We start from the raw sequence: 13657 nt of genomic DNA, 5'->3' as shown, positions 1-13657 counted from the left end.
CCCCCCAGCCAGGGCTGTGTCCACCCAGGGGTTGCCACCCCCTGGCTACGGTCCTGCGCGTCTACGACCATGGAGGGGTGAACCTTCCCGAACTCGGTGCTTTCCTCAGGACCCGCCGCGACCGCATCCGCCCCGCCGACGTCGGTCTTCCCCACGGCCCGCGCCGGCGCGTCCCCGGGCTGCGCCGCGAGGAAGTCGCCCAGCTCGCAGGGCTGTCGGCTGACTACTACACCGAGTTGGAACGCGGCGGCGGCAGGAATCGCGTGCAGCCCTCGGCGCAGACCCTGGCGGCCCTCGCCAGAGCACTGCGTCTGACCGGCGACGAGCGCGACCACCTGTTCCACCTCGCCGAACGGCCGATACCCCGGTCGACGCACGGACCATCGGCCCATGTACAGCCCGCGCTATTGGGCCTGCTGGACCGCCTTTCCAACACGCCGGCACGCGTCATCACCGACCTGCACGAGACTCTGGTGGAAAACGACCTGGCCCGGAACCTGCTCGGCGGGTCCCCCGCCCACCGCGGCCCGACGGCGAGCTTCGTCTACCGCTGGTTCACCGACCCGCGCACACGCGAGATCCACCCGCCAGAGGATCACCCGCACCACTCCCGGGTGTTCGTGACCGACCTCCGGGCGGCAGCCGCCCGGCGCGGTGGGGACGCGGAGGTCACGAAGATGATCGCCGTCCTTCGCCGCCGCAGCCAGGAGTTCTCGACGCTCTGGGACACCTACGACGTCGCGGTGCGCCGTATGGACCGCAAGAAGATCATCCACCCCTTGCTCGGCGTCATCGAACTCGACTGCTACAACCTCCTCAGCGAGGACGGACGGCAACGCCTGCTGTGGTTCACCGCCCCGCCCGGAAGCCGCGGAGCCGAACAGCTGGAACTGCTGTCCGTCGTAGGGACCCAGGAGCTGAGCGTCACGAACAACCCGGCGCCGGAGGGCGTGCCCGCGGCGGAATCCGGATCACAGCACTGAGCCGCTCCGCAGAAACATGCGGTCCGAGTTCGTGAAACGGCAGCCCAACGCGAACGGCGAGACAAGCGGGCAGAACGGTGCCGGTTGCCGCGGGCAAGGTACGGGTGCCCGGCCAGTCGACCACCGCACCACCCCCTGCGCGCGGCCGGAACGAGGCCATTCGGGCGGGCGCGCCCAACGCTGCAGGCATGTGTGTGTCCATGTCCGCCGGCTCGGCCTCTGGCACGCCCACGCTCGCCACCGGCGCGCCCACTGCACGCCCAGGGCTGCCACGGCACATGGCGTCTAGGAGGAAGTCTCGTCCCCAGCCGGAAGGTGAACAGCCACGTCGTAGTTGGCAATCAGCCCCGCCAGCGTCCTCGGGCTCACGCCATGAACGTTGTCCCGGTCCGGATCAGCACCGGCTTCCAGAAGGAGCCGAATCGTCCCGCCTTCACCCCGCGAACAGAACACCGCCCTCCACAACGGCGTAATGCCATGACGGTCCACGGCATCGACCGCCGCACCCGCGGCCAGCAGGACTTCGACGACAGCGGGCACTTTCGCCTGAGCGGCAAAATGCAGCGGAGTCCATCCCCCGGCATCGGCAGCCCCCGGGTCGGCGCCCTCAGCCAACAGCCCCCTCAGGCCCTCCACGTCTCCACGGGAAGCCGCAGAATGCACTGCGGCCCGCCCCAACCGATCCCGATCCGTCATGTCGACCATCCTCACCCAGCTTGAAGAGAGATAGAGGCACCCCCCGGCCGATCTCGTCCGCCAGGAGCGAGACACGACAGAGGCCCCTGCTGGCAGACGTGAGCGCCTACTCGAACTTTCTGTACATAGTTCGTGAGGCGGGATGCGTGGACCGGGGGACGAGTAACGTCCTGGGTCGGCAACCGCGGTGGCTGAAAATGTGTCTCTCAATCCAAGGTTCCAGCGCTTCGGAGTCGGTCAAGTACGGCGGTACACCGGCCGGGGGGATGATGTGAGCACGTGGGTGGTGCCCGGATACACCGAGTCTCTTGAGCTCGGGGCGGGGGCGAGCGGTCGCGTAGTGCTGGCCGTGCATGCGGAGACCGGCGTTCCGGTCGCGGTGAAGTACCTCAGCGAGTCCCTGCGTACCCGGCCGGGTTTCGTGTACGAGTTCCGGTCGGAGGCGCGTCTGCTTGGCGGGCTGCACAGTCCGTACGTGGCCGGCCTGTATGAGTACGTGGAGAGCCCGGACGGCGCCGCCATCGTGATGGAACTGGTGGACGGCGTCTCCTTGCGAACGCTGCTGACCCGTCAGGGACCGCTTGATCCCGAGGCCGCACTCGTTCTCCTCAAGGGATCGCTACTCGGCCTGGCCGACGCGCACCGCGTCGGTGTCGTCCACCGCGACTACAAGCCCGAGAACGTCCTGGTCGAAACGGCCGGATCGTCCAAGCTGGTCGACTTCGGAATCGCGGTGGATGCCGGTACGAGCGCCGGCGTGGCCGGGACCCCGTCCTACATGGCTCCCGAACAGTGGACGGGCGCCCCCGCCTCTCGCGCCGCGGACGTCTACGCGGCCACTGCGACCTTCTTCGAGTGCCTGACAGGCCACAAACCGTACTCGGGCGACAACATCGCCGAACTCGCCCTGCAGCACATCGACGCCCCCGTCCCCGTCGAACAGGTACCAGAAGCGGTCCGTGAGCTGGTCCGTCGCGGACTGGCCAAGGCACCGGAGGACCGGCCGGCGGACGCCGACACCTTCGTGCGCGAACTGGAGATCGTCGCAGGTGCCGCCTACGGTGCCGACTGGGAGGAACGCGGCCGGACACGGCTCGCCGCCCTGGTGGCCCTGCTGGCACTGCTGTTGGTACGGGCCGGGGAGCCCGTCCCGGCGGGCGAGATCGTGACCGTGCTGTGGGGCGCGAACCCTCCGCACAGCGCGCTCAACGTGGTGCGCCGGCATGTCGGGGCACTGCGCCGCCTGATGGAACCCGGCCTGCCCGCCCGGGCCGCCGGACGCCTACTGCTGCGGGACGCGGGCGGCTACCGCTGGGCGGCCGACGCCGAATCGCTCGATCTGCTGCGCTTCCGTGCGCTGCGGGAGGAGGCCCGGCGGTCCGCGCCCGGGCGCGCGGTGGAACTCCTCACGGCGGCGCTGGAGTTGTGGCACGGGCCGGTGGCCGCCGGGATCCCGTCCGAGGTGCGCGAGCGGGCCGGGTTCGGCGCGGTCGACGGGGAGCATGTGGCGGCCGTGCGGGAGGCGGCCGACGCCGCGTTGCGCGCCGGCGTGCCGGAGGCGGTGCTGCCCCGGTTGCGGGAGGCGGCGGCCGGCCATCCGCTGGACGAGCCCCTGCTGGCCCGGCTGATCCTGGTGCTGGCGGCCACGGGACGCCGGCCCGAGGCCCTGGACACCTACCGCACCGCGGCCGCCCGCCTCGCCGACGAGCTGGGTATCGATCCCGGCCCCGAACTGCGCGACGCCCACCGCGCGTTGCGGCAGGACGGCCCCGCGACCGCCGCCCTGCCGAAGCCCGCCCAACTCCCGCACGACCTGGCGACGTTCACCGGCCGGGAGGCCGAACTCGACGACGTACTGGCCCTGTCCGACGCGACCGGGGCGGTGGTCATCTCCGCGATCGGCGGCATGGCGGGCATCGGCAAGACCACCCTCGCCGTGCACTGGGCGCACCGGGTCGCCGACCGCTTCCCCGACGGGCAGCTGTACGTCAACCTCCGGGGCTTCGACCCGTCCGGTTCGGTGATGAGCGCGGGCGAGGCGGTCCGGGTCTTCCTCGCCGCGCTGGGTGTGCCGCCGGAGCAGGTGCCGTACGGGGTGGAGGCCCAAGCCGCCCTGTACCGCGGCCTGTTGGCGGGCCGGCGGTTCCTGGTGCTGCTGGACAACGCGCGCGACACGGAGCAGGTACGGCCGCTGCTGCCGGGTACCCCCGGCAGTCTGGCGATCGTCACCAGCCGCAGCCGGCTGTCCGGGCTGGTCGCCGCGCACGGGGCGCACACGCTGACCCTGCAGCCGCTCGACGCCGAGCAGGCCAGGGCCTTCCTGGAGCGCCGGCTGGGCGCGGCACGGCTGGCGGGCCAGTCGGAGGCGGTCGCCGAGATCACCGCTCTGTGCGGCGGGCTGCCGCTCGCGCTGGCCTGTGTGGTGGCGCGCGCCGCCGCCCACCCGCACTTCCCGCTGTCGGCCGTGGCGGCGGAGCTGCGGGCGGCGCAGGGCAGCCTCGACGGGTTCGGCCGGAGCGACCCGGCCGCGAACGTCGAGGCGGTGTTCTCCTGGTCGCTGGCGGCCGTCTCATCCGGCGCCGCCCGCCTCTTCCGGCTGCTGGGCCTGCATCCCGGCCCGGACGTCTCGGCGCCGGCCGCCGCGGCACTGGCGGGAGTTCCGGTGCGGGAGGCACGGCGACTGCTGTCCGAGCTCGCGGACGTCCATCTGGCGAGCGAGCACGTTCCCGGCCGGTACGCCCTGCACGACCTGCTGCGCGCCCACGCCGCCGAACTGGTCGAGTCCGAGGAGGATCGCGACACGGCCGTCGACCGCCTGTACGCGTATTACGTTCACTCCGCCCACGCGGCCGACCGGATCCTCGCCCCGCACGCCGATCCCCTGCCGCCGGGTCCACCCCCGGCAGGCGTGAGCGTGGAGGAGCTGTCCGACGACCGGCAGGCCTTGGCCTGGCTGACCGCCGAGTACCCGGTCCTGCCGGCCGTGATCGACGCGGCCGCGCGCTCCGGCCGGGACCGTCTCGCCGCCCTCCTCGCCTGGTCCCTGGAACCGTTCTTCGACCGGCGGGGCCACTGGCACGACGGACTGGCCGCCCAACACACCGCGCTCACCAGCGCGCTGCGGCTGTCCGACCCGGTCTGGGAGGCGCACGGCCTGCGCGGCCTGGGCCGGGCGGAGGGCCGGCTGGGACTGCACGACCGCTCCCGACCCAGGCTGCGCCGCGCCCTGGAACTCTTCACGGAGCTGGACGACCCGATCGGCCGGGCCCAGACCCATCGCAGCCTCGGCTGGGAGGCCGACCAGCAGGGCGACCTCCCCGGCGCCCTGCACCACAACCAGCAGGCGCTTCAGCTGTTCCGCGCGAGCGGCGACCGGGCCGCGCAGGCCAGCGTCCTGAACTCGGTCGGCTGGTACCACGCGCTGCTGGGCCAGTACCGGGAAGCCCTCAGCCACTGTTTCGAAGCCCTCGCCATGCTCCAGGACCTGGGCGACCGCTACGGCCAGGCGTCCACCTGGGACAGCATCGCCTACGCGCAGCACGGACTGGGGCGCCACCCGCACGCCCTGCTGGGCTACCACAACGCCCTGACCCTGTACCGGAAGTTGGGCGTGCCCTATCTGGAGGCCTCCACGCTGGTCCACATCGGGGACACCCATCTCGCCATGGGTGCCCCCGACGAGGCCGACGCCGCCTGGCGCGAGGCGCTCACCCTCTTCGTGTCCCTCGGCCACCCCGACGCGGAAGAGGTCCGGGAGCGGCTGTTCGCCCAGGAAGGCCGACGCGACCTCGCCTGAGGAAGCGGACAGAGCGTGACGGACGACGAGGTGACGCGGTTCGAGGTGCTCGGTCCCCTGCGGGTGACGCGCGGGGAGACCGAACTGGACCTCGGCTTCCCCCAGCAACGCGCCCTGCTGGCCCTGCTGTTGATACGGGCCGGCCGGCCCCTGCCCGTCGGTGAGATCGTCGACGTCCTGTGGCCGGACGGCCCGCCCGCCAGCGCGCCGAACGTGGTCCGCCGTTACGTCGGCTCGCTGCGCCGCCTGCTGGAACCAGGACTGCCGGCCCGGGCCCCCGGCCGCCGGCTGCTGCGCGGGGCCGACGGCTACCGGCTGGAGGCGGCCGAGGACGAGGTCGACCTGCTGAGGTTCCGCGAGCTCACCAGGCAGGCGAAGCGGGAGGCGGCCACCGGGCGACCCGGACCGGCGCTGCGCCACTTCGCCGCGGCACTGGACGAGTGGCGGGGTCCCGTCGCGGCGGGCATCCCCGCACCGGTGCGCCACCACGCCGTGTTCACCGAGGTCGAGCGCGAACTCGTCGCCACGACCGTGATGGCCGCCGACGTGGCCCTGCTGTGCGGCGCACCGGACCGCCTACTGCCCCACCTCGCTCGCGCGGTCCGGCTCGATCCCCTCAACGAGTCGCTGCACGCCAGGCAGGTCATGGCACTCGCCGCCGCGGGACGCCAGGCCGACGCACTCGCCGCGTACGAGTCGGTACGGCTCCTGCTGGAACGGGAGTTGGGCGTCAAGCCCGACGTGGAGCTGGCGGCGGCCCACACGCGGGTGCTCCGCCAGGAAGTGCGGTCCGGGCACGGGGACCTTTTCGCACCGCCTGCGCAACTCCCGCCGGACCCACACGTGTTCGTGGGCCGAGAGACCGAACTGAGCGTGCTGCACGCCTCGGTGGACTCCTCGCAGGTTCTGGTGACGGGCATGCCGGGCATCGGCAAGACCACGCTGGCGGTGCACTGGGCGCACCAGGCCGCCGCGCGGTATCCGGACGGCCAGCTCCATCTCGGTCTACGGGGTTTCGATCCCCTCGACGACCCGCTCACCCCCGAGGCGGCCCTGCGCTCCCTGCTCACCGCGCTCGGCGTGCCCGAGCACCGTCTGCCGAGCGGTCCGGACGCCCTGGCCGGTCTGTACCGGAGCACGCTGTCCGGTCGCCGGGTGCTGGTGCTGCTCGACGACGCCCTCGACACCGAGCAGGTACGGCCGCTGCTGCCCGCCTCGCCCGGCTCTCTGACGCTGGTCACCAGCCGGCGCGGACTGTCCGGGCTGGTCGCCGCCGGAGCCCGCCCCCTGCGGCTGGGCCTGCCCTCCTCCGCGGACGGGCTCGAGATCCTGCTCCGGCACACCGGTCGGGAACGGAATCCTGCCGAAGCGGAGGCGGCCGAGGAGATCGTGGCGCGTTGCGGGCGACTGCCGCTCGCCCTGGCGCACTTGGCAGCCGCGGGCCCGCTCGCGTCCGTCGCCGCCGGACTGCGCCGCCCAGCCGGTCTCGACGCCTTCGCCGACGTACGCACCGCGTTCGCCGGCTCCTACCGCCGCCTGCCTGCCGACACGGCCCGACTGTTCCGGCTGTCGGCCCGCTGCGGACCGGAACTCACGGCGGAGACGGCCGCCGCGCTCGCCGACGTCCCGGTCCGCACGGCCCGCCGGCTGCTCGACGAGCTCGCCGACGCCCACCTCGTCACCGAGTCGGCACCGGGCCGCTACACCGGGCATCCCCTGCTGCGGATCTTCGCCGACGAGCTGAACCGTCTTTCATAACCGCAGGTCACAGCCGTGCCGCCAGTACTCCGTCACTCTTTTTTCACACCTTCCCCCTACGCTCCGAGGCGATGAAAGTTTTTGTTCGGTCCTGTTCGGAGGTGTGCAGGATGCCCATGGGTCTCGACATCGTCGTCACCGACGCGGCGCCGGTGCGGCTGCCCGGCGAGCGGTTGCCCCGCCCCGGCGCGCACCGGCTCTCGGCCGGGGTCGGCGGCGAGTTCCTCCTCGTCGGCGTCCGGGGCGGCACACCCGCTCCGGAGACTCCCGCGGACATCGCCCTCTCCCCTGGTGACATCTGCTTCTACGACGCCGACCACCCTCCGTCGCTGGATCTTCCCGACGGCGCCCGGCTGAAGGTGTTCCTGGTGTCGCGCGAGGCGCTGGGGCTGCCGGAACAGGCTTTGCGGCGGGTCGTGACGGCGCCGGTCAGCCGGTCCTCCCGGCTGGGTGGGCTGTTGTCCCCGTTCCTGTCGGAGCTCGCCGACACGGTCCCCGGCTCCCCGCCCGCGATCGCAGAGATGCTCTCCTGGAACGCCGTGAACCTGCTGGCCACCCTGGCGACCGAGCGCTCGGACGAGGCATCGACGCAAGCGCCGGGCGCACAGTCGGCGTTGCTGTCCAGGATCCTCAGGTACGTCGACCGCCATCTACCGGATCCGGACCTCTCCCCCGAGGTGATCGCCGCGGCGCATCACATCTCGGTGCGCTATCTGCACAAGCTGTTCCAGGACGAGGACATGACGGTCGGCCGGTGGATCCAGCGCCGACGTCTGGAGGAGTGCCGGCGCGATCTGCTGCACCGCATCCGGGGCAGGCGCACCATCGCCGCCGTCGCCGCCCGCTGGGGCTTCCTCAGCGCCCCGCACTTCAGCCGGGTGTTCCGCGCCGCCTACGGCATGTCCCCGAGCGAGTGGCGCGAGACGGCGGGCGGTCGTTCCAGTGCGCTCCGGGATCAGCAGTCATGCGCCGGCAGTCAACTCGCCCCGGCCCTGCGCTCCTAGCGTGCTCGTCGACGCGCTCGCGCAGCACCAGTCACACACTTCGGGAGAACTTGATGTCCCAGACCGCCGAACCGGTCAAGCCGGTCCTCGAACCGGCCGCCCAGGCCTTCGTCGAGGCCACCGCCAACCCGCCGTACCTCTTCGACCTGCCGCCCGCCGAGGGCCGTAAGGCCGTCGACGAGGTGCAGTCCGGCGAGATCGCCAAGCCCGCGGTGGACGAGGAGTGGATCACCGTCTCCGGCGGCCCGACCGGCAGTGTCCGGGCACGCGTCGTCCGGCCCGCCGGGGCCACCGGCACCCTGCCGGTGATCCTCTACATCCACGGCGCGGGCTGGGTCTTCGGCAACGCCCACACCCATGACCGGCTGGTGCGCGAACTCGCCGTCGGCGCGGGTGCGGCCGTGGTCTTCCCCGAGTACGACCTCTCGCCCGAGGTGCGCTACCCGGTCGCCATCGAGCAGAACTACACGGTCGCGAAGTGGGTCGTCGAGCAGGGTTCCACCAAGGACCTCGACGGCTCGCGGCTGGCGGTGGCCGGTGACTCGGTGGGCGGCAACATGACGGCGGCGCTGACCCTGCAGGCGAAGGAGCGCGGCGACGTCCCGCTGGTGCAGCAGGTGCTGTTCTACCCGGTGACCGACGCGAGCTTCGACACCCCTTCGTACCACCAGTTCGCCGAGGGCTACTTCCTGCGCCGGGACGGCATGCAGTGGTTCTGGGACCAGTACACGACCGACGAGGCCGAGCGGGCGCAGATCACCGCGTCCCCGCTGCGGGCGTCCACCGAGCAGCTGGCCGGGCTGCCCCCGGCCCTGGTCATCACCGGTGAGGCCGACGTCCTGCGGGACGAGGGCGAGGCCTACGCCAACAAGCTGCGCGAGGCCGGAGTCCCCGTGACCGCCGTGCGCTACCAGGGCATCATCCACGACTTCGTGATGCTCAACGCCCTGCGCGAGACCCATGCCGCCGAGGCCGCCATCAACCAGGCCGTCGCCACCCTGCGCGCGGCCCTCCACACCAACTGAGCCGGGAGACAGCCGACATGACCACCACACCCACCGCCCTTCTCGTGCACGGCGCCTTCGCCGACGCCGGCAGCTGGGCCGGTGTCGTCGCGGAGCTGCAGAACCAGGGCATCCCCGTGATCGCGCCCCCGAACCCGCTGCGCGGGCTGGCCGCCGACGCCGCCTACATCGCCTCCGTGGCCGAGCAGATCGACGGCCCGGTCGTCCTCGTGGGGCACTCCTACGGCGGCGCGGTCATCACCGTGGCCGGTGCCGTGGCGAACGTCGTCGGCCTGGTCTACGTCGCGGCCTACGTCCCCGAGGAGGGCGAGAGCCTGGGCGAGTTGCAGGGGCGCTTCCCGCTCTCGCCGCTGAGCAGCAACCTCAAGGAGTGGACGTACCCGGTCGAGGGCGGGCAGCCCGCGGTCGAGGTCACCATCCAGGCCGAGGCGTTCCCCGGCATCTTCGCCGCCGACGTCCCGGCCCCGGTCACCAAGGCGCTGGCGGTGTCGCAGCGCCCGCTGGCCGCCTCGTCGTTCACCGAGCCGGCCTCGACCGCCGCATGGAAGACCAAGCCGTCCTGGGCCCTCGTGGCGGCCGCGGACGAGGCGATCAACCCGGAGGTGGAGCGCTTCGGCGCCAAGCGCGCCGGCGCTACGACCGTCGAGCTGGAGGGCGCCTCGCACGCGGTCGCCGTCTCCCGCCCCGAGGAGGTCGCCGCGCTGATCCGCGACGCGGTTCGCGCCACGAGCTGACGTGACCGGAAAGGCTGCGCGGACGGCTCCACGGCGGCCGTCCGCGCGGTCGTTCAGCCGTCCCGGTACAGCTGCGTGAGCAGTTCGACGGCGGCCGGGGTCGCCGGGTGGGGGTCGTCGCGCCACCAGGCCAGGCGTACCGCGATGGGCTCGGCGTCACGGACGGGCCGGTAGACGACGCCGGGGCGGGGGTACTGGTGGGCGGTGGACTCGGCCGTCATGCCGATGCGCCGGCCCCCGGCGATGACGTTGAGCCAGTCGTCGACGTCGTGGGTCTCCTCGGTGGCCGGGCGGGCATCGGGCGGCCACAGGTCGGCTGTGGTCGTGCCGGTGCGCCGGTCGACGAGCAGCGTGCGATCGCCGAGGTCGGCGAGCCGCACGGAACGGCGCCGGGCGAGCGGGTCGTCCGCGGCCAGGGCGCACAGCCGTCGCTCCAGGCCCACGATGGCGGTGTCGAAGCGCCGGTCGTCGCCCAACGGCCTTCGTACGACGGCGAGTTCGCAGCTGCCCTCGGCCAGTCCGGCCGTCGCGGTGTTGACCCGGACCAGGTGCAGATCGGTCTCGGGGTGGGCCGCGGCCCAGCGGCGCTGGAAGGCCGCGGTGTGCCGGCCGACCGCCGACCAGGCGTAACCGATCCGCAGGCTGGTGTGGTCCGAGGTGGCGGCGCGGACGAGTTCACCGACCTCGCCGAGCACCCGCCGGGCGTGCGCCAGCACCCTCAACCCCGCCGCGGTGGGCGTCACTTCGCGCGAGGTGCGCCGGAGCAGCCGAACCCCCAGGGACCGTTCCAGCGAGGCCAGCGTGCGGGACACGGCCGCCTGGGAGACGTCCAGGGCGATGGCCGCGTCGGTGAAGGTGCCCTCGTCGACGATCGCGACGAGGCACCGCAACTGCCTCAGCTCCACATCCATGACTCCAGCGTATGGATCGAGCACCGCACGCATTTTGCGCATGCACCGGCGCGCGCCATCGTCGGCCCATGGGATCCGCACACACGCTGCCACCGGCCCGCACGGCCTCCGCCCCGGCCCGCCCTTCCTCGCGGCGGCTCGCGGGCGTCGTCACCATGGTCGGCAGCGGTCTGTCCAACCAGACCGGTGCGGCGATCGGCTCCCTCGCCTTCCCGGTGCTCGGTCCGCTGGGGGTGGTGGCGGTCCGGCAGTACGTCGCCGCGCTCGTCCTCCTGGCCGTCGGCCGGCCCCGCCTGCGGACCTTCACCTGGCGGCAGTGGCAGCCGGTGCTGCTCCTTGCCGTGGTGTTCGGCACGATGAACCTGTCGCTGTACACCGCCATCGACCGGGTCGGCCTCGGGCTCGCGGTGACTCTGGAGTTCCTCGGCCCGCTCACCGTCGCGCTGGCCGCCGCGCGGCGCCGGGTGGACGCCTGCTGCGCGGTGATCGCGGCGGCCGGGGCCGTCACGCTGATGCGCCCGCGGCCCTCCACGGACTACGTCGGCCTGGGGCTCGGTCTCCTCGCCGCCGTCTGCTGGGCCTCGTACATCCTGCTCAACCGGACCGTCGGCCGACGTGTCCCCGGCGCCCAGGGGTCCGCGGCGGCGGCAGGCGTGTCCGCCGTGCTGTTCCTGCCGGTCGGTGTCGTCCTGGTGCTGCGGCAGCCGCCGACGGCCTCTGCGGTGGGGTGCGCCGTGGCGGCCGGGGTGCTGTCCTCGGCGGTGCCCTACCTGGCGGACCTGTTCACCCTCCGCCGGGTCCCGGCGCAGGCGTTCGGCCTGTTCATGAGCGTCAATCCGGTCCTGGCCGCCTTCGTGGGTCTGGTCGGTCTGGGGCAGCGTCCGGGGTGGGCGGAGTGGGCGGGCATCGGCGCGGTCGTCGCCGCGAACGCGCTGAGCATCCTCTGCGGAGACCGGTGAGCCGCCTCAGCGGGGACCCAGTTCGCGGGTGACCCGGTCCAGGGAACGGTTCTGCTGCTGTTCGTAGAGGGTGAAGGGGTCCAGGACCTCGCGGCCGACGGCACCGGACATCCAGGCGGCGTCGTAGGCGATGCCCTCCCGCGCGTTGTCCCGGGAACCCTCGCCGCTGAGGTTGGACTGGAAGATCCCGGCGGCGGAGCGGGGCAGGAAGTCCTCGTAGACGATGGGCGTGGCGCGCAGCCAGCCGCCGATGACCAGGGCCGCGAGGTCGCCGGGCGGGCGGCTGCCGTCGCGCGGCCGATCGTCCACGACTTCATAGGTGAAGTACGCCAACTTCCGCTCGGCCAGCTCCCGTTCGGTGGCAGGCATGTGCTTCTCCCAGACGGCCCGGGCCACTTCGGAGCGCCGCGCCCCGGGGTCCCGGGCGAGTCGGTCGTCGATGCGGCCGAGCTGGCTGTCGTAGAGGGAGCGGCCCTCGCGGGTCAGGGCGATGCCGCGCGCCTCGACCTCGCCGAAGCGGACCCGCAGGGCTCCCTGGGTGACGGTGCCGTCCGGGAGGCGCAGGGCGCGGGGTTCGGCCAGGGCCCGGAAGGAGGTCTGCCGCAGCAGGACGTCGGGGCCCCGCCAGGCGGGCGGCCCCTGGATGGTGTCGATCATCTCGATGCCGCGCTCGGTCATCCGGCGGTACAGCTCGTCGATGTCCAGGACGCGCGGGGTGAGGTGGTTGATGTGGGTGCTGCGCACACCGCCGATGTCGGCGGCGACGGCGGAGACCCGCTCCAGCGTCTGGTACCAGCCCCTGTCGATCGGCTCGGCCGACAACTCGAAGGCGGATACGGCGAGTTCGAGGAAACGCTCGGCGTCCTGGTCGGGCAGTCCGCGCTCCGCCTCCGCGCGGTCGGCCAGGGTGAGCAGCTCCGGCGGGAACAGTTCGCGGCCGGCGAGGAAGGTCTCCAGGCGGGCGCGCAGACCGGGGTCGAAGAAGCGGGGGTCGGCCGGGGTGAGCAGGGAGGTGAAGACGCGGAAGGGGTTGCGGGCCAACTCCTCGCCGTCGACGGGCCGGAACGCGGTCGACACGACGGGCACCGCGCTGGCGGCCGCCTCGCGCAGGTCGTAGAAGCCGACCGGGTGCATGCCGAGTGCGCCGAAGATCCGGGCGACCTGGGCGAGTTCGGCGGGGGTGCCGACGCGGATGGCGCCGTGCCGTTCCGCGGTGACGCGGCCGATGGAGCCGAGACGTTCGGCGTCGGCACCCCGGGCGCGCAGGACGTCCTCGTTCACCTCGCGGGAGACGTCCACCAGCGTGGTGTAGGCGGGCACCTCACGGCCGTACATCTCGGAGAGCCGGGCGGCGAAGGCGGCGCGCAGCCGCCACTGGCTGATCATCGGCGGGCTCCTCTCACAGGTCCCAGGCCCGCGGTCGCTCCAGTGCCTCCCACGCGGGCCGGCGCAGGGACGGCACGGCGACGTCGTGGCGCCGTCCTCGATGGAAGCACACGGAGCGGCGCAGGTCCTCCCGGGCGAAGCCGGACCTGGCCAGAACCGCGAGGGCGGCTCCGTTCTCGGTGTGGGTGACCGCGTGGAGGCGGTGCGGCGGCAGTTCGCCGAAGGCGGGGTCGACGAGAGCGACGCGTTCGCGCAGCCGGTACAGGGAGCGCGGCCGGAGACCGATCTCGTGGGCGGCGACCGGGTCGGGCCTCCAGCGCTGGAGGTGTTCGGCGTCGTCGGTCTCGAGCATGCCCCGCGGAGGAGGCGGGGGCGCTGCTCCTGGCCGACGGACGGGGCGGGGAC

11 protein-coding genes are annotated in these 13657 nt (G+C 72.9%); 7 read left to right on the top strand and 4 right to left on the bottom strand.

Going from position 1 to position 13657, the window contains the following annotated elements:
* Nucleotides 1-77: 77 nt before the first annotated feature.
* A complete protein-coding gene (locus GRC12_RS32605) occupies nucleotides 78-983 on the top strand; it encodes a helix-turn-helix transcriptional regulator (protein WP_208783188.1) in 906 nt (301 codons plus the stop codon).
* Nucleotides 984-1268: 285 nt separating this feature from the next.
* Here GRC12_RS32605 and GRC12_RS32600 read toward each other — a convergent pair whose 3' ends face one another.
* Nucleotides 1269-1688, bottom strand: a complete 420-nt coding sequence (locus tag GRC12_RS32600) for an ankyrin repeat domain-containing protein (RefSeq protein ID WP_208783186.1) — start codon at nucleotides 1686-1688, stop codon at nucleotides 1269-1271.
* Nucleotides 1689-2028: 340 nt separating this feature from the next.
* Between GRC12_RS32600 and GRC12_RS32595 the strand changes: the two genes are divergently transcribed.
* The 5 genes from GRC12_RS32595 to GRC12_RS32575 all read left to right on the top strand — a co-directional run bounded on the left by GRC12_RS32595 (nucleotide 2029) and on the right by GRC12_RS32575 (nucleotide 9996).
* Nucleotides 2029-5475 (top strand): protein kinase domain-containing protein, encoded by a 3447-nt coding sequence (locus GRC12_RS32595; protein ID WP_439959916.1) that lies wholly within the window; start codon nucleotides 2029-2031, stop codon nucleotides 5473-5475.
* A 15-nt stretch (nucleotides 5476-5490) separates the two neighbouring features.
* Nucleotides 5491-7233, top strand: a complete 1743-nt coding sequence (locus tag GRC12_RS32590) for an AfsR/SARP family transcriptional regulator (RefSeq protein WP_208783184.1) — start codon at nucleotides 5491-5493, stop codon at nucleotides 7231-7233.
* A 110-nt stretch (nucleotides 7234-7343) separates the two neighbouring features.
* Nucleotides 7344-8237, top strand: a complete 894-nt coding sequence (locus GRC12_RS32585) for a helix-turn-helix domain-containing protein (protein WP_244374120.1) — start codon at nucleotides 7344-7346, stop codon at nucleotides 8235-8237.
* 53 nt (nucleotides 8238-8290) lie between these two features.
* Nucleotides 8291-9262 carry an alpha/beta hydrolase gene (locus GRC12_RS32580; RefSeq protein ID WP_208783180.1) on the top strand — a complete coding sequence of 324 codons (972 nt, stop codon included), beginning with the start codon at nucleotides 8291-8293 and terminating at the stop codon, nucleotides 9260-9262.
* Nucleotides 9263-9279: 17 nt separating this feature from the next.
* Nucleotides 9280-9996 carry an alpha/beta fold hydrolase gene (locus GRC12_RS32575; RefSeq protein ID WP_208783179.1) on the top strand — a complete coding sequence of 239 codons (717 nt, stop codon included), beginning with the start codon at nucleotides 9280-9282 and terminating at the stop codon, nucleotides 9994-9996.
* A gap of 53 nt (nucleotides 9997-10049) precedes the next feature.
* Here the strand turns inward: GRC12_RS32575 and GRC12_RS32570 are convergent, their stop codons facing one another.
* Entirely contained in the window at nucleotides 10050-10907 is an 858-nt protein-coding gene (locus GRC12_RS32570; RefSeq protein ID WP_208783178.1) for a LysR family transcriptional regulator, read from the bottom strand.
* Between the two features lie 155 nt (nucleotides 10908-11062).
* On the opposite strand from GRC12_RS32570, the gene GRC12_RS32565 reads away from it, so the two are divergent.
* A complete protein-coding gene (locus GRC12_RS32565; protein ID WP_244374122.1) occupies nucleotides 11063-11866 on the top strand; it encodes an EamA family transporter in 804 nt (267 codons plus the stop codon).
* Nucleotides 11867-11872: 6 nt separating this feature from the next.
* Here the strand turns inward: GRC12_RS32565 and hglS are convergent, their stop codons facing one another.
* Nucleotides 11873-13252 carry a 2-oxoadipate dioxygenase/decarboxylase gene (hglS, locus tag GRC12_RS32560; protein ID WP_208783175.1) on the bottom strand — a complete coding sequence of 460 codons (1380 nt, stop codon included), beginning with the start codon at nucleotides 13250-13252 and terminating at the stop codon, nucleotides 11873-11875.
* 13 nt (nucleotides 13253-13265) lie between these two features.
* The gene (locus tag GRC12_RS32555; RefSeq protein WP_208783174.1) at nucleotides 13266-13604 is read right to left on the bottom strand and encodes a GNAT family N-acetyltransferase; all 339 of its coding nucleotides are present in this window, start codon (nucleotides 13602-13604) and stop codon (nucleotides 13266-13268) included.
* Between the last annotated feature and the right edge of the window lie 53 nt (nucleotides 13605-13657).

Source organism: Streptomyces griseorubiginosus (assembly GCF_017614965.1).
Lineage (GTDB): Bacteria > Actinomycetota > Actinomycetes > Streptomycetales > Streptomycetaceae > Streptomyces > Streptomyces griseorubiginosus_B.
Note: the sequence above shows the minus strand (reverse complement) of the source record. Positions and strands in the feature narration are given on the sequence as shown.

What these genes read in the sequence shown, in the direction of transcription:
- GRC12_RS32575 (WP_208783179.1), top strand. Translation starts at nt 9,280, where the DNA reads ATGACCACCACACCCACCGCCCTTCTCGTGCACGGCGCCTTCGCCGAC.
- GRC12_RS32570 (WP_208783178.1), bottom strand. Translation starts at nt 10,907, where the DNA reads ATGGATGTGGAGCTGAGGCAGTTGCGGTGCCTCGTCGCGATCGTCGAC.
- GRC12_RS32580 (WP_208783180.1), top strand. Translation starts at nt 8,291, where the DNA reads ATGTCCCAGACCGCCGAACCGGTCAAGCCGGTCCTCGAACCGGCCGCC.
- GRC12_RS32565 (WP_244374122.1), top strand. Translation starts at nt 11,063, where the DNA reads ATGGTCGGCAGCGGTCTGTCCAACCAGACCGGTGCGGCGATCGGCTCC.
- GRC12_RS32585 (WP_244374120.1), top strand. Translation starts at nt 7,344, where the DNA reads ATGCCCATGGGTCTCGACATCGTCGTCACCGACGCGGCGCCGGTGCGG.
- hglS (WP_208783175.1), bottom strand. Translation starts at nt 13,252, where the DNA reads ATGATCAGCCAGTGGCGGCTGCGCGCCGCCTTCGCCGCCCGGCTCTCC.
- GRC12_RS32555 (WP_208783174.1), bottom strand. Translation starts at nt 13,604, where the DNA reads ATGCTCGAGACCGACGACGCCGAACACCTCCAGCGCTGGAGGCCCGAC.
- GRC12_RS32600 (WP_208783186.1), bottom strand. Translation starts at nt 1,688, where the DNA reads ATGGTCGACATGACGGATCGGGATCGGTTGGGGCGGGCCGCAGTGCAT.